General features: G+C 72.0%; 11 protein-coding genes, 1 pseudogene and 1 riboswitch. Of the genes and pseudogenes, 8 read left to right on the plus strand and 4 right to left on the minus strand.

Annotated elements, in window-relative coordinates; all coding sequences use genetic code 11:
- Positions 1-95: pseudogene (locus tag ACWEPF_RS31520) on the plus strand (signal peptidase II); the annotation flags it as partial.
- Between the two features lie 82 nt (positions 96-177).
- The gene (locus ACWEPF_RS31525; RefSeq protein WP_452175242.1) at positions 178-1,536 is read left to right on the plus strand and encodes a glycoside hydrolase domain-containing protein; all 1,359 of its coding nucleotides are present in this window, start codon (positions 178-180) and stop codon (positions 1,534-1,536) included.
- 85 nt (positions 1,537-1,621) lie between these two features.
- Here ACWEPF_RS31525 and ACWEPF_RS31530 read toward each other — a convergent pair whose 3' ends face one another.
- Together ACWEPF_RS31530 and ACWEPF_RS31535 are read right to left on the minus strand one after the other, a co-directional pair.
- On the minus strand, positions 1,622-2,617 hold the full coding sequence (locus ACWEPF_RS31530; protein WP_345287434.1) for a ribonucleotide-diphosphate reductase subunit beta: 996 nt from the start codon (positions 2,615-2,617) through the stop codon (positions 1,622-1,624).
- 32 nt (positions 2,618-2,649) lie between these two features.
- On the minus strand, positions 2,650-5,067 hold the full coding sequence (locus ACWEPF_RS31535) for a ribonucleoside-diphosphate reductase subunit alpha (protein WP_380150135.1): 2,418 nt from the start codon (positions 5,065-5,067) through the stop codon (positions 2,650-2,652).
- A gap of 158 nt (positions 5,068-5,225) precedes the next feature.
- A riboswitch (cobalamin riboswitch) is annotated at positions 5,226-5,350 on the minus strand.
- A gap of 160 nt (positions 5,351-5,510) precedes the next feature.
- Here ACWEPF_RS31535 and ACWEPF_RS31540 point away from each other — a divergent pair.
- From ACWEPF_RS31540 to ACWEPF_RS31560, 5 genes are all read left to right on the plus strand, one after another.
- Positions 5,511-6,410 carry a hypothetical protein gene (locus tag ACWEPF_RS31540; RefSeq protein ID WP_452175243.1) on the plus strand — a complete coding sequence of 300 codons (900 nt, stop codon included), beginning with the start codon at positions 5,511-5,513 and terminating at the stop codon, positions 6,408-6,410.
- An 85-nt stretch (positions 6,411-6,495) separates the two neighbouring features.
- Positions 6,496-7,974: a glycoside hydrolase family 26 protein gene (locus tag ACWEPF_RS31545; RefSeq protein WP_452175244.1), complete on the plus strand. Its 1,479-nt coding sequence runs from the start codon at positions 6,496-6,498 to the stop codon at positions 7,972-7,974.
- Between the two features lie 102 nt (positions 7,975-8,076).
- The gene (locus ACWEPF_RS31550; protein ID WP_452175245.1) at positions 8,077-8,772 is read left to right on the plus strand and encodes a hypothetical protein; all 696 of its coding nucleotides are present in this window, start codon (positions 8,077-8,079) and stop codon (positions 8,770-8,772) included.
- A 13-nt stretch (positions 8,773-8,785) separates the two neighbouring features.
- Entirely contained in the window at positions 8,786-10,234 is a 1,449-nt protein-coding gene (locus ACWEPF_RS31555; protein ID WP_380150131.1) for a glycosyltransferase family 2 protein, read from the plus strand.
- A gap of 17 nt (positions 10,235-10,251) precedes the next feature.
- Positions 10,252-11,505 carry a glycoside hydrolase family 113 gene (locus ACWEPF_RS31560; protein WP_452175246.1) on the plus strand — a complete coding sequence of 418 codons (1,254 nt, stop codon included), beginning with the start codon at positions 10,252-10,254 and terminating at the stop codon, positions 11,503-11,505.
- A gap of 7 nt (positions 11,506-11,512) precedes the next feature.
- On the opposite strand, the gene ACWEPF_RS31565 is transcribed toward ACWEPF_RS31560, so the two are convergent.
- Together ACWEPF_RS31565 and ACWEPF_RS31570 are read right to left on the minus strand one after the other, a co-directional pair.
- Positions 11,513-13,690 carry an acyltransferase family protein gene (locus tag ACWEPF_RS31565; protein WP_452175247.1) on the minus strand — a complete coding sequence of 726 codons (2,178 nt, stop codon included), beginning with the start codon at positions 13,688-13,690 and terminating at the stop codon, positions 11,513-11,515.
- A gap of 108 nt (positions 13,691-13,798) precedes the next feature.
- Positions 13,799-14,293, minus strand: a complete 495-nt coding sequence (locus ACWEPF_RS31570; protein WP_452175248.1) for a GNAT family N-acetyltransferase — start codon at positions 14,291-14,293, stop codon at positions 13,799-13,801.
- Between the two features lie 309 nt (positions 14,294-14,602).
- Here ACWEPF_RS31570 and ACWEPF_RS31575 point away from each other — a divergent pair, with 309 nt between their 5' ends.
- The gene (locus ACWEPF_RS31575) at positions 14,603-15,547 is read left to right on the plus strand and encodes a helix-turn-helix domain-containing protein (protein WP_345290008.1); all 945 of its coding nucleotides are present in this window, start codon (positions 14,603-14,605) and stop codon (positions 15,545-15,547) included.
- Positions 15,548-15,562 lie beyond the last annotated feature (15 nt).

Below are 15,562 nucleotides of genomic sequence, written 5' to 3' on the forward strand. Positions count from 1 at the left end.
AGCACTTCGCGGTCTTCAACCTGGCGGACTGCGCGATCGTCTGCGGCGGGATCCTGGTGGTGCTGCTGTCGTTCAAGGGGAGCAACCCCGCGGGCCGCCGCCGCCGACACCGCCGTGCCCTCGACCGAGGCCGTCGGCCAGGCCTTCGACACCTGCGCGGCCCCGTCCTCGACGGCCATGGACTCCTGGTCCGCCTCGCCCTACCGGACCGTCGGCATCTACGTCGGCGGTGCCGCCCGGGCCTGCGCCCAGGGCAACCTGACGCCGGCCTGGGTCTCCGGCCGGGCCGCCAAGGGCTGGACCTTCCTGCCGGTCTACGTCGGCCGCCAGGCCAAGTCGGGCTACTCGCTGCAGATCGACACCGACCTGGTGAAGGCCGAGGCGCAGGGCGCCGAGGAGGCCGCGGACGCGGTCAAGGCCGTCACCGACCTCGGCTTCCCGCGGCTCAGCCTGGTCTACAGCGACGTCGAGGGCGGCTACGCGGCCGCCGACTCGCCGCGCGTGCTGGCCTACCTCAAGGGCTGGACCAACCAGGTGCACTCGCTCGGCTACCGCTCGGGCGTCTACTCCAGCGCCTCCGGCGCGGTGAAGGACCTGGGCACCAAGTACGAGGACCCGTACTACCCCACCCCCGACGTCATCTGGTCGGCGGCCTGGAACCAGTACGCGGACCTGTCCGACCAGGGCATGGGCCTGGCCAAGCCGTACTACTGGCTGGCCGGCGGCCGCCGGGTGCACCAGCACCGGGGCGACCACGACGAGACCTGGGGCGGCATCCGGATCAACATCGACTCCAACGTCCTGGACGTCAGCTCCGCGGCGTCGGACCGCACGGTCAAGTCCGGCCAGCGGCTCCCCAGCGGCGCCAGCCTGGCCGGCGACACCACCACGGTGACCATGCAGTCCGACGGTGACCTGGTGGCCCGGCTGAACACCCACAACGGCCCCGGCCCGGTGCTCTGGCGCAGCGGGACCTCCGGCACCCTCGGCGCCTACGCGGTGATGCAGGGCGACGGCAACTTCGTGGTGTACGGCCCGACCGGCGGCTACACCCTGGGCGGCGGCCTCTGGTCGACCGGCACCTACGGCAGCACCAACGCCAAGGTCCAGCTCCAGGCCGACGGCAACCTGGTGGTCTACCGTCCGGACGGCAGCGCCGCCTGGGGCTCCGGCACCTACCGGGTGGGGCAGACCTTCGCCTCGGGCGGGCAGCTGGGCAGCGGCAGGTGGACCCAGGGCGTCAAGGACTCGCTGGTCATGCAGGCCGACGGCAACCTGGTGATCTACAAGCTGGACGGCAGCGCCGCCTGGTCGACCGGCACCTGGAACAGCCCCGGCGCCTACCTGGTGCTGCAGGCCGACGGCAACCTGGTCCTGTACGCCCGCGGCGGCGGCCCGACCACCGGCGGCGCCCTCTGGTCCGCCGGCACCTGGGGCAACCCGGGCGCCCGGCTGACCCTGCAGGACGACGGCAACCTGGTGATCTACCGTCAGGACGGCAGCCCCGTCTGGTCCTCCGGGACCTGGATGGGCTGACCGGCCCGCACCGTGAGGACGGAGGGCCCCGACGCGATCGCGTCGGGGCCCTCCGTCCGTTCGGACTCCGGTGGTCCGGGGCGGCCTAGAAGTCGTCGTCGAAGGCGACCGAGCCCTCGACCGCGACCTGGTAGGCGGAGACCCGGCGCTCGAAGAAGTTGGTCAGCTCCTGGACGTTCTGCAGCTCCATGAAGCCGAACGGGTTGCTGGAGCCGTACCGGACCGGCAGGCCGAGGCGGGCCAGGCGCTGGTCGGCCACGGCCTCCAGGTACTGGCGCATCGACTCGGTGTTCATGCCGGGCAGGCCCTCGCCGCAGAGGTCCTGGGCGAACTGGAGCTCGGCCTCGACGGCCTCCTCCAGCATCTCGGTGACCTGCTTGGCCATCTCGTCGTCGAAGAGGTCGGGCTCCTCCTCGCGGACGGTGTCCACCACCGAGAAGGCGAAGTCCATGTGCATGGACTCGTCCCGGAACACCCAGTTGGTGCCGGTGGCCAGGCCGTGCAGCAGGCCGCGGCTGCGGAACCAGTACACGTACGCGAAGGCGCCGTAGAAGAACAGGCCCTCGACGCAGGCCGCGAAGCAGATCAGGTTGAGGAGGAACGCGCGGCGGTCCTCCTTGGTCTGCAGCGAGTCGATGTGGTCGACCGCGTTCATGTACTTGAAGCAGAACTGCGCCTTCTGGTGGATGGAGGGGATGTTCTCCACCGCCGCGAAGGCCGCCGCGCGGTCGTCCGGGTCGGGCAGGTAGGTGTCGAGCAGCGTCAGGTAGAACTGGACGTGCACGGCCTCCTCGAACAGCTGCCGGGACAGGTAGAGCCGGGCCTCGGGGGAGTTGATGTGCTTGTAGAGGCTCAGCACCACGTTGTTGGCGACGATCGAGTCACCGGTGGCGAAGAAGGCGACCAGCCGGCCGATCATGTGCCGCTCGCCCTCGCTCAGCTTGGCGAGGTCGGCGACGTCGGAGTGCAGGTCCACCTCCTCCACGGTCCAGGTGTTCTTGATCGCGTCCCGGTACCGGTCGTAGAACGACGGGTAGCGCATCGGACGGAGCGTCAGCTCGAAGCCCGGGTCGAGCAGCATCTTCTCGCGGCCGGGGGTCTCGGGGGTGGTGCTCACTGGCAGGCCTCGCAGGACTCGGGGTTCTCCAGGGAGCAGGCCAGCGCGGCCTCCTCCTCCGGGGTGAGGGTCGGGGCGCCCACGGTCACCGGGACCGGGGCGGCGGCGCGGGCGGCGCCGGTGGCGGCCTGGGCGATCCGGGTGGCCGGGCGCGAACGCAGGTAGTAGGTGGTCTTCAGACCGACCTTCCAGGCGTAGGCGTACATCGAGGAGAGCTTGCCGATGGTCGGCGCCGCCATGAAGAGGTTCAGGGACTGGCTCTGGTCGATGTAGGGCTGACGGGCGGCGGCCAGGTCGATCAGCGCGCGCTGCGGCAGCTCCCAGGCGGTGCGGTAGAGCGAACGGACCTCGCCGGGCAGCCAGTTGAAGTCCTGCACCGAGCCGTTGGACTCGCGCAGCGCGTCCCGGGTCTGCTGGTCCCAGACGCCCAGCTCCTTGAGCTCGCGGACCAGGTACGGGTTGACCTGGAGGAACTCGCCGGAGAGGGTCTCGCGCTTGAAGAGGTTGGAGACCTGCGGCTCGATGCACTCGTAGACGCCGGCGATCGAGGCGATGGTCGCGGTCGGCGCGATGGCCAGCAGCAGCGAGTTGCGCAGGCCGGTCTCGGCGATCCGGGCGCGCAGCGCGTCCCAGCGGTCGGCCCACGCGGGGGTGACGCCGAAGTGGTCGATGTGCAGCTGGCCGCGGGCGGCCCGGGTCTCGCCGTACGCCTCGTGGCGGCCGAACTGCTCGGCCAGCTCGCTGGAGCGCTCGTAGGCGGTGAGCATGATGCGCTCGGCGATCAGCGTGGAGAGCTGCTTGGCCTCGGCGGAGTCGAAGTCCAGGCGGAGCTGGAAGAAGACGTCCTGAAGACCCATCACCCCGAGGCCGACCGGCCGCCAGCGGGAGTTGGAGGTCCCGGCCTCGGTGGTCGGGTAGAAGTTGATGTCGATGACCCGGTCCAGGAAGGTCACGGCGGTGCGCACGGTGGCGTCCAGCCGCTCCCAGTCCATCGCGTTCACCAGGTCGGCGACGGTGGCGCCCGCGGCGACGTGGGCGCCCAGGTTGACCGAGCCGAGGTTGCAGACGGCGGTCTCGGAGTCGTCGGTGACCTCGATGATCTCGGTGCAGAGGTTCGAGGAGTGCACCACGCGGCCGGGCAGCGCGGTCTGGTTGGCGGCCCGGTTGGAGGCGTCCTTGAAGGTCATCCAGCCGTTGCCGGTCTGCGCCAGGGTGCGCATCATCCGGGCGTAGAGGGTCTGCGCCGGGATGGTGCGGACGGCCTTGCCGGCCTGCTCGGCCTTGAGGTAGGCCTCGTCGAACTCGGCGCCCCAGAGGTCGACCAGCTCGGGCACGTCGGCCGGGGAGAACAGCGACCAGTCGGCGTTGGCGTTCACCCGGCGCATGAACTCGTCCGGGATCCAGTGCGCGAGGTTCAGGTTGTGGGTCCGGCGGGCCTCCTCGCCGGTGTTGTCGCGGAGCTCCAGGAACTCCTCGATGTCCGCGTGCCAGGTCTCCAGGTAGACGCAGGCCGCGCCCTTGCGGCGGCCGCCCTGGTTCACCGCGGCGACCGAGGAGTCCAGGGTGCGCAGGAACGGGACGATGCCGTTGGACTTGCCGTTGGTGCCGCGGATCAGGCTGCCGCGCGAGCGGATCCGGGAGTAGGAGAGGCCGATGCCGCCGGCGTGCTTGGAGAGCCGGGCGATCTGGGCGTACCGGTTGTAGATCGAGTCCAGGTTGTCCAGCGGCGAGTCCAGCAGGTAGCAGGAGGACATCTGCGGGTGCTTGGTGCCGGAGTTGAACAGCGTCGGGGAGCTGGTCAGGTACTCCAGACGGCTCATCAGCTTGTAGAGCTCGGCCACCTCGGCCACCGACTTCTCGGTGTCGCCGACCGCCAGGCCCGCCGCGACCCGGAGCAGGAAGTGCTGCGGGGTCTCGATCACCTGACGGGTGATCGGGTGGCGCAGCAGGTAGCGGGACTGCACGGTGCGCAGGCCGAAGTACTCGAAGCGGTCGTCGCCGGCCGTGTCGATCAGACCGTTGAAGGCGGCCGCGTGCTTGGCCACGAAGGCCGCGGTGACGTCGCCGATCAGGCCCTCGGCGTGGCCGACGGCGATCGAGGCGGCGAAGGAGACGGCGCCCTGCGAGACGGCCTCGTCCTGGATCTCCAGGGCGAGCAGCCGGGCCGCGAGCTTCGAGTACTGCGGGTCCTCGGCGATCATCGAGGCGGCAGCCTCCACGGCGAGGCCGCGCAGCTCGGCGAAGTCCGACCCGGCGTGCCGGCCGCGCAGCGCAGCGGCCGCGACGTGGCCCGGGTCCACCTGGGGGAGGTCGGCGCTGCGGTCCGTGAGGAGCCGGAGGAGGGCGGCGCCCGGGTCGGTCCGGTCTTCGGCGGTTCCCTGGGCGGGCAGGGCAACTGAGGCAGCGATGGTCAAGGCGCTTCTCTCCTGGCGGCGGCGGTCGGCATGGCTGCCGGGCCGAATCGGGCGCAGGGGAGTACGGCGCGGACACCGTCACGGCGCGCGCGATCCACCCCCGGCCCACCCGCGAGGCCCGGACGTCACTGCTGTGCTCCAAGGCGTCTGCGGGGAAGCCGTGTGGCACACCGTCGGCAGGTCACCGGACTCGCGGGCGGTCGTACCGGAAGCCCGCTCACCGTTGCGGGGCAGTCCCGGACTTCCACCGGAGTTCCCCTGCATCGACAGCGAGAGCGAGCATACATGTAGTGCTACCTGGCTCGGCGGACCCCACATCTTGTGTGGTGTCGTGTAGCGCAGTGGTGGCCCGCAGTGATGGGCGTACGCCCGGCGGGAGGCCTTGCCAGGACCCGGGACCGCCCCTGTCTGGGGGTTCCGGCGATGGCCTAGGATCTGCGCACATGAGTGATGGGGTGGGCATGAACGGTGGCAACGGGCAGCAGCCCGGTCAGGAGTACCCGCAGTACCAGCAGCAGTATCCGGCGTTCGGCCCGCCGCCCGGCGGACCGGACTGGGACGCGATGGCGCAGCGGGCGCAGGACGACGCCAAGCGCAAGACCCGGATGCGGCTGCTGCTCGGCGTGGTCGCGCTCGCGGTCGTCGGCGGGCTGGTCGCGGTGGCGGTCTCGGTGTCCTCGAAGGGCGGCGACCCGGTGGCCAAGCCGACCGGAGCGGCCTCGAACAGCCCCACGGCCGGGAAGACCGGCTCCAGCCCGACGGCCACCGCGGGGGAGAGCAAGGCGCCCGTGCCGGCCCCCGGGACCCCGCTCGCGGGTGACGACGCGTCGCTCAAGGCCATCTGGGACGCGAGCACGGACAAGGCCGCGGTGGACCCGGCCGCGTTCTTCCCCGACCAGACCATCGACTTCGGCGGCGCCACCTGGACGCGGCGCAGCGCGACGACGGTCACCCCGTGCTGGCACGCCATCACCGGCGGGCTCGCGGACGTGATCGAGAATCAGGGCTGCCGGCAGGTGCTGCGGGCCACCTACGTGCTGAACGACAGCGCCGTGGTGGTCGGCGTGGCGGTCTTCGACAAGCGGCTCCAGGCGGAGACGGCGACGAACAACGTCAACGGGCAGATCAAGGGCCTCCAGGTGGAGGGCATGAAGGACTTCTGCCAGGAGGTGGGCTGCGCGAACACGCACGGCTCGCTCGGCCGGTTCGCCTACTTCACGGCCGCGGGTTCGGCGAAGGAGGGCGGCGTCGTCGCGGACAAGGTCGCCACCGACGCCGGGCCGGGCTTCGCCGCCCGGGTGCGCGCGACGCTGGAGAAGCGGGCCCTCTCGCAGGCCGGCTGACCGGTGTGACCCGGAGTCAGCTCCGCCCGGTGGTCCGGATACTGTCTCCCCGTCAAGGATGATCAGGATCGTTCAGGGGGAGTCCGTGAGATCTCTGCGGGGCCGGCACGGCGGTGCTGTGACGCTGGCCGCCGTGACGCTGGCCGCCTCGGTCGTGTGCGCGACGGTGATAGCGGTCAGCGGTGCGGAGGACGGGACGGGGCCCGCCGCGGCCCCGACCTCGTCCGGGCCCGACCCGACCTCGTCCCCGACGCCGCGTCCGGTCCCGGCCGACCTGGGCAAGGACCTGCTCAAGCGCGACCCGGCCGCTTCGCCCAACGCCCGGGCGGTCTTCCAGATGCTGGCCGACCTGGAGCAGGCCGCCCGCTCGGGCAAGCCGCGCGGCACGGTCATCGGGCAGCACGTGGAGCTGCAGAACGAGCTCTACAACACCTCCTACGGCGACTTCGCCGGCTCCAAGCCGGCCGGCTACTACTACAAGAAGGCGGCCGACATCACCGGCAAGCTGCCGGGGTTCGTCGAGACGGACCTGGGGCCGGGGTACGGGCAGTCGACCTGGGGGGTCGGCAACGAGCGGAGCTACTCGGCCGGGCGCTGGCCGTCCTGCGAGGCCAAGTGGCAGTACACCGACGACGCGGTGGACCTGCTGAAGGCGGTCTGGTCGGGCTACCCCCGTGCGGCGGACGGCAGTTACGGGACCGGTGAGGGCGGCGCGCAGCGCAACTGCGACGGCAGCACCACGGCCCTGCCGGACAACGGCGGCGCCCCGGCCGGGATGGTCGGCATGTCCTTCCACGAGCCGTACCCCGGTGCCCCGGTGAAGTCCTTCGAGAACGTGCTCTGCCGCAGCTCCCCCCGGACGACCGACCCGAAGTGGTTCGGCCGGGTGGTCGACCAGGCGGGCGGCACCCGCGAGAACAAGGCCCTGATGGAGGACCTGCGCTTCCTCGCGGACCACCTGGAGTACCTGGCCTCGCACGACGTCCCGGTGCTCTTCCGGCCGTACCACGAGATGAACAACCAGGACTGCCAGCGCAGTTTCTGGTGGTCCGGGCAGACCGGCGCCGACTTCAAGAAGCTCTGGACGATCACCTACCGGTACCTGGTGGAGACCCGGGGGCTGCACAACCTGATCTTCGTCTGGACCCCGGTCTCCTGGGACGGTGCCCCGGGCGTCGAGCCCTGGGACTACTACCCGGGCGAGGGGTACGTCGACGTGGTCGGGGTGGACGACTACAGCGGCAGCCCGACCGACCCGATCGGCACCGGCGAGCTGTGGACCAAGCGCTACTACGACGGCCTCTCGGCGTACCGCAAGCCCCGGGTGCTGGCCGAGTCGTTCGCCGTTCCGGTGAACTCCCGTCAGCAGGACACGCTCGCGCAGACCCCGTGGACGATGTGGACGGTGTGGGGGCAGTCGCTCACCGAACGGAACGTCAGCCCCGGACCGGTGGTGAACCGGCTGTCCGACGTCAAGGACACCTACAACAGCCCGTTGGCGATCACCGGCGGGTCGGGGCGTTTCGGGGCGAACCAGGACTGGTCGGCGCTGCACTTGGACTGAGTTTCATAGCGATCGCCCGGGCGACCGAACCCGGTGTCAACGGCGTCGGAACGGTGTGGCAGGCTAGCCGCATTTGACCGGCCATCACCAGGGGGGCAACCGGTGTCCTACGCGACCGAGCTCGGATACGCCGGGCGGCACGTCCGGCCGGCCGCCGTGGTGGCGGGCGGCTGGGGCGCGATCCTGCTGATCTGGGCGGCGTACAACTGCTTCGGGCAGGTGGGCTTCGTCACCTTCGTCCAGGGGATCTTCTACTACGGCGTCAGTGACGGCTCCTCGCAGGCCGAGACCAACAACCTCAACTACGCGGTGGTCTACCTGGTTTCGGCCTGGCTGATCCTCGGCGGGCGGTACTGGGCCCGGGGCGTGGTGATGGGCGTCGCCCTGGTGGAGGGGTACAACCGGCTGCGCAGCCTGACCGGCGCGCTCCTCGACGCCCCGCAGCGCGAGTGGTTCACCGGGACCGTCGAGGGCTGGCTCAAGCTGTCGACCTTCGCGGTGGGCCTCCTGGTCACGGCCGGTCTGGTGGTCGTGCTGGGCCGCTCGTTCCTGCTCGCCGACCAGCAGCGGCGGGTCGAGGAACCGATGCGCCCCGCACCGCAGTTCGGGCCGCCGCCGCAGTCGGGGTACGGTTTTCCGGGGCCGGCCCAGGGCCGGCCTCCGGTCCAGGCCGCCCCCGCGCAGGCCGTGCCGGAGCAGGGGTGGGTCCAGCAGGCCCCACCGGCCGCCCCGTACCGGCCGGAGCCGGACGAGTACCCGCTCGGGCAGCCGGCGCCCGGCCGAAGTCCCGCCGAGTGAAACGTAGTTGGAGATGACGACAGCACCTGTGCGGCCCGTGGGCACGATATCCCGTGAGGCGCAGCGACTGGCGGAACGGCACCAGGACTGGAAGCCGGGACTCCTGCCGTTCTACGTCTCGTTCCTGGTCATCTTCGGCTTCTCACTCTGGGCCTTCGTGCCGAACCCGACGCTGCTCGGCTGGGTGATCACCATCGTCTGGTCGATGCCGATCATCGGCGTCATGATCGGCTTCCAGGGCGTGCTGATGGTCCGTCGGCGCCTGCGCAAGGTGAGCCAGATGGTGCCGCCGGCCCCGGCCGAGGACGACTACCTGATCGTGCTGGTGCCGACCATCGGCCGGCACGACACCTACCCGGCGCTCGAGCGCTCGGTGCTCTCGTACGTGGACCACCTGCCGCCCTTCTTCCCCTGGATGCGGGTGGACATCCTCACCGAGGAGGGCTGCGAGGCGGGGGAGAAGATCGACCGGCTCGCGGAGCGGAACCCGTTGATCCGGGTGGTCACCGTGCCGAAGGCCTACCAGACGCCCAACGGCACCAAGTTCAAGGCCCGCGCGAACCACTACTCGCACGAGCTGCGGATCGCCGAGGGCGAGGCCGAGGACGACGTCTGGGTCCTGCACATGGACGACGACACCGGTGTCGGCCCGGACACCGCCGCGGCCACCGCCCAGTTCGTCAACCGGCAGCGCCGGGCCGGCGACGACGCGAAGCACATGGCGCAGGGCATCCTGACGTACCCGCGCGAGAACGCGGTCAACACCTTCACCTGGCTCGCCGACGCGATCCGCCCGGCGGACGACATCGCGCGCTTCCGGGCGATGACCGGCACCGGCACGCCGACCGCCGGCGTGCACGGCGAGCTGCTGCTGATGCGGGCGTCGGTCGAGGCCACCATCGGCTGGGACTTCGGCCCGGACACCATCGTCGAGGACGCCCAGCACGCGCTGAACTTCTGCATCCGCTACCCGGGCCGCAGCGACTGGTTCAACGGCCGCTGCTACGGGGCCTCCCCGGCCGGGGTGAAGGACTTCCTGAAGCAGCGCGAGCGGTGGGCCTGGGGGCTGGTCGCCCTCTGCTTCAACCCGACCATCCCGCGGCGGTTCCGGATCTTCATCGGGATCGGCATGGTGAGCTGGGTGCTGGGGCCGCTCCAGCACGTCGGGCTGGTCATGCTGCTCGCCTGGTTCACCGGCACCATGAACACCTCGCCGGTGACCCAGTCCGTGGTCTTCATCTGGGCGGTGAACTTCGCCTACGTGATCTGGACCTACTGGGAGGGGCTGCGGCTCAACGTGATCTCCTCGGCCCAGCACCGCCGCAAGTGGTGGGAGCCGATGGCGATCGTCGCCCTCATCCCGGTGTTCTCCTTCCTGGAGGGCTGGGGCGGACTGCGGGGGCTGATCAAGTTCCTGCGGCGCGAGGAGAACAAGTTCGTCGTCATCGCCAAGCCCGCCTGACCGGCCTAGGACCCACAGTGAAGCGTCACATCATCTTCGTCGCCCCGGTCGTGATCGTCGGAGCCACCGTCGCCGTCCCGCTGGTCTTCGGCGACCACCCGATCCAGTTCGACCACGCGGTGCCGGTCGCGGCGAAGCAGGTCGTGCCGGAGCCGGGCGCGGTGACCGGTGGTCCGTCCGCCGCCCCCGTCGTGCCGTCCGCCGCCGCCACCGTGCAGGGCGGCAAGGCCGCCCCGAGCCCGGACCCGGCCGAGACCTACCGCGGGCCGAAGGTGGCCAAGCCGTGGCAGCCCGGGAGCCCGGAGTGGGGGGTGCAGGTCTACTGGCTCGACGACCCGGCCGACCCGGACAACTACGTGCAGGGCAAGGCCGACCGGATCGTGCGGTACGTGGTCGGGCTGAACGCCAACTCGCTGTCGGTCTCCTTCCCCTTCTACACCAAGGGCAAGACCTCGAACCTGCTGTCGGTCGAGCCGACCACGCCCTCCCCGGACCGGGTGGCCCTGCTGATCGACGCCGCGCACCGGGCCGGACTGCGCACGGTGGTGCGGCCGATCCTCGACGAGGGCGCGCTCCAGTCGCCGCAGGGGGACTGGCGGGGGAGCATCGAGCCGTCCGACCGGAACAAGTGGTTCGCCGCGTACACCAAGCTGCTGAAGCCGTACCTGAAGATGGCGGAGGAGCACCGGGCCGCCGGATTCACCATCGGCACGGAGTTCAACTCGCTGGAGGGGGACGCGCGTTGGCAGCCGCTCATCGAGCAGGCCAAGACGCTGTACCACGGTCGGGTCGGCTACGACGCCAATTGGGACAACTACGTGAAGGGTCCGATCGGCGTGCCCGCCGAGGAGCTCGGCGTGGACGCCTACTTCCCGGCGAAGAAGGCCGGGGACGACGCCCCGGTCTCCGAACTGGTGGCGTCCTGGAACTCCTGGCTGGACAAGAAGGGCAAGGGGCCGCTGCCCGGCACCACCCTCACCGAGGTGGGCATCCCGGCCCAGCAGGGCGCCTTCCAGACGCCCGGTGACTTCTACACCGTCCGGGCGAGCAACGACAGGGCGCAGCCCGCGTGGTTCACCGCGGTCTGCCAGGTGGCGGCCGAACGCAAGCTGGGCGGCGTCTACTTCTGGTCCGCGTACTTCGGGACGGACCCGGGCAAGGCGGCGAACGAGAAGACCCCGCGGATGGAGTTCGCCGGCCGCCCGTCCTCCGAACAGGCCATCCGGGACTGCTTCTCGGGCACCTACCAGGTACCCGAGAAGCAGGGCTGACCTTCCGTCAGCCGGTCGGCCGGCTGGTCGTGGTGGCCGTCCGGGAGCCGGACGGCCGGGTGGTCGGCGGCCGGGTGCTCGGCCCGCCGGGCTTGCGGGTGGCCGAGGCCGAGGGCGAGGGGGACGGGCTCGGCCCGGGGGCCGTCGGTGAGGGCGCGGCGGTGGGCTCGGGCGTGGCCGCGGGCTCGGCCGCCGGGGCGGCCAGGACCAGGTCCAGCTGCTCCGTCAGCCAGGGGCCGACCAGCCGCTTGCCGGCGGGCGCCAGGTAGGTGCCGCTGCCGCGGGGGTTGAGCAGCGAGCCGTTCTCGTCGGTGGCGTCGCAGGCGCCCCGGGGGCAGAGCAGCTTCTCCAGGTCGAGGAGCTGGACGGCGCCGTCGGAGGCCTGGACGAAGTCCTCGACGTGGCGGTTGTAGCAGGAGCCCCACCTGAGGTTGATCGCACCGTTCCAGATGCGCTCGTTCATCAGCAGCACCTTGGCGGCGGGGGCCTGCTTGCGGACCAGGTCCACCGCGGCCTGGAGCCGCGGGTAGTAGAGCTCCCGGTACTCCGGGGCGCAGGGCGAGAGCCGGGCGCCGCCGGTGTTCTGCTCGGTGGCGTCCCAACCGACGTGGATCACCACGGCGGCCGGCGCCGCCCCGGCCAGCTGCTCGCGCCAGCGGGTCTCCCGGTCCCGGCACTCCTCGCTGGTCCGCAGCTCCTGCCCGGAGGTGACCCGGACGGAGTCCGGGCCGAACAGGCCGCAGCCGCTGATCCCGCCGTCGACCACCGTGTACCGGCTGCCGTACTGCTGGACCGAGGCGGCCAGGTCCTGCGCCAGCGAGTCGCCCAGCGCCAGCACCACGGGCCCGCCGCCCGGACGCGTCCGGGCCTCGAAGACCTGGGGCAGGTACCAGGCGCCGGCGCCGGCGGCCACGGCGGCCGCGGTGATCAGCGGCACTGCCCGGCCGATCCGCCACTCGGCCTTGCGGACCCGGTCGGTGAAGCCGTGCAGGAACCAGGCGGCCAGCCAGGAGACCGCGCCGCCGAAGCCGAGCAGCACGGCCGGGCCGGCGTTGTCGGTTTGCTGCTGGAGCACCCAGTACACCGGCAGGTGCAGCAGGAAGAGGCCGTAGGAGATCCGTCCGGTGGCCGCCAGCGGGGCGAACGAGAACACCCGGACCAGCGGGCCGCGGTCGTGGCACAGACAGACCGTCAGCACGGCCACCAGGACGGCGACCGCGGTGAGCCCGGCGTCCCGGTACAGCCAGGGCTGGTGGTACGAGGTGGTGATGACGCTCAGCCAGACCAGCCCGGCGAGCGCGGCCGTCCCCAGGACGGTGAGCAGCACCGTGAGGCCGGTGGAGGAGCCGCCGCCGCGCCGCGTCCGGTGCGTGCGGCGCTGCCACTGGTGCACCAGGAGGGCGGCGGTGGCGCCGGCCAGGAAGGCCACCGCCCGGCCGTCGGTCCCGAGGTAGAGCCGGTCGCTGTTGCCGCCGTCCCAGCGCAGCGGTGCCACCGCCGCGGCGCCGGCGCACAGCAGCAGGGTGAGCGCACCGGCGACCGGCACCGACCGGCGGCACAGCAGGAGGACGCCGACCAGCAGGACCGGCCAGACGAGGTAGAACTGCGCGGTGATGCTGAGCGACCACATCGCCGCCAGCGGGTCGATCTGGGCGTAGTGGTCCCAGTACGCGCCGCCCCGGTGGAGCTGGGCCCAGTTGGCGGCCTGGCCCAGCGCGGCGAGCGCCTCGGGCCGCAGGCGCCGGACCTCGTGGAGCGGACTGGTCAGCAGGGCCAGGGCCACCACCAGCAGCAGGGTGACGAGCAGCCCCGGCAGCAGCTGCTTGACCCGTCGGCGGTAGAACCGGCCGAGGGCTATTCGGCCGCTGTCGTGGAGCTCCCGCACCAGCAGCAGGGTGACCAGGAAGCCGGACAGGACGAAGAACGCGTCGACACCGAACAGCCCGCGCTCGAACCAGTTGGTGTGGTAGAGCAGCACCGACAGGACGGCCAGGCCGCGCAGCCCGTCGACCGCCTCGTAGCGGCCGGCCGACCCGGCTGCCGCGGCCGGGTCGTACGGGAGCGGGAGCGGGAGGTCGACGGCGTACCGGCTCCGGCCGGGGACGACGGCCGACCCCCGGGCCTCCCGCATGTCCTGCAGGGTGTACGCCGGTACGGGCGTGCCGTTGTGCGGCATGTCCCGCATTGATCCCCCTAGCTGTCCTGGTCCTCGGGCGGTGGAGGCTGCACTCCACGGCCGTCCGAGCATAGTGCGGCGTCGGCGGGGGGCTTCACCGGCCCTGGGCCGGACCGGTCAGAACGTCAGGCCGTAGGTCAGCAGCACCACGCCGGGGCGGACCTCCCAGTCGCGCTCCGGGGTGCGGGCGAAGCCGAGCCGCTCGTAGAGGCGGTGGGCCGCGGTCATCGACGAGCGGGTGGAGAAGGCCATCCCGGTCAGCCCGAGCTCCCGGCCGCGGGCCATCGCGGCGCGGACCAGCAGTTCGCCGACGCCGCGGCCGCGGGCGGCGCCGGAGACCGCCAGCATCCGGATCTCGCCCTCGTGCGGCCCGGCGATGTCGGCGAACGGGGTGCCGCCGGCCGCGAAGGTCACGCAGCCGAGCAGCTGCCCGTCGCCCTGGTCGGCCGCGACGAGGAGCTCGGCCTGCTCGAACCGGGGGCGCGCGTCGAGGAGTTGGGAGGCGTAGGGGCCGTCGGCCGGGCTGTGGCCGTCACCGACGAAGGACTGGTGGGTGATGCGGCCGACGGCCTCGAGGTCGGCCTCGACGGCCGGTCGGATGACGATGTCCATCCGGTCAGTCTGCCGGAGCGCGGGTCCGAGGGGGCGGGCAGGGTGCCGCGTAGCGCCGCGCCCGGTTCGGCCTCGCGCGGATAGCCGCCGGGGCGGTGCCAGTTGTCGCGCCCGTGGCGGGAGGTGCGGGCCAGGTCGCGGCCGATCAGCAGGCCGAGCAGGGCGAACGCGCCGGTCACGGCGGCGAGGGCGAGGGCGCTGTGGAGCGTCGAGGTGTCCATGGCTCCACTCTCCCGCCGGGCGCGGGCGGCCACGAGTGGCAGGAATGACCCATTGCGTCGATATCCTGCCATCGGGCAGGCTGGTCCCATGACGCTGCGCAACGTGGTCACGGTGGTACTGGAGGAGGTCCACCCCTTCGAACTCGGGGTGGCCTCCGAGGTGTTCGGTCTGGACCGGGGTGAGGACGGCCTGCCGGTCTACGAGTTCGCGGTCGCCGGGGAGGCCCCCGGGCTGCTGCGCACCCACGCCGGGTACCGGATCGAGGTGGAGCACGGCCCGGAGAAGCTGGCCGAGGCCGATCTGGTGATCGCCGCCGCCACCCACGTCCGGGACGAGTACCCGGCGGCGCTGATCGAGGCCCTCCGGGCCGCCGCCGAGCGCGGCGCCCGCGTGCTGTCGATCTGCAGCGGCGCGTTCCTGCTCGGCGCCGCCGGACTGCTGGACGGCCGGCGCTCCACCACCCACTGGAAGCACACCGCCCGGCTGGCCGAGCGCTTCCCGCTCACCCGGGTCGAGCCGGACGTGCTCTACGTGGACGAGGACCCGGTGATCACCTCGGCCGGGACGGCGGCCGGGATCGACGCCTGCCTGCACCTGGTCCGCAAGCTCCAGGGGCCCGAGGTGGCGCGCGGGATCGCCCGCCGGATGGTGGTCGCCCCGCACCGGGACGGCGGGCAGGCGCAGTTCGTCAACCGGCCGCTGCCCGACTGCGACGAGGACTCGCTCGGCGGCCTGCTGGACTGGCTGCGCCGCCACCTGGACGGCGAACTGACGGTGGAACAGCTCGCCGCCCGGGCCCACATGTCGCCGCGCACCTTCGCCCGCCGCTTCCAGCAGGAGACCGGCACCACCCCGCACCGCTGGCTCACCAACCAGCGGCTGCTGCTGGCCCAGCGTCTGCTGGAGGGCACCAACGACCCGGTGGAGACGGTGGCCGCCTCCTGCGGCTTCGGCAACGCGGCCACCCTCCGGCACCACTTCACCCGGTGGCTCGGCACGACCCCGCAGGCCTACCGGCGGGCCTTCGGCTGACGGCGCCCGGAGAGG

The sequence above is a fragment of the Kitasatospora sp. NPDC004289 genome (genome assembly GCF_053602875.1).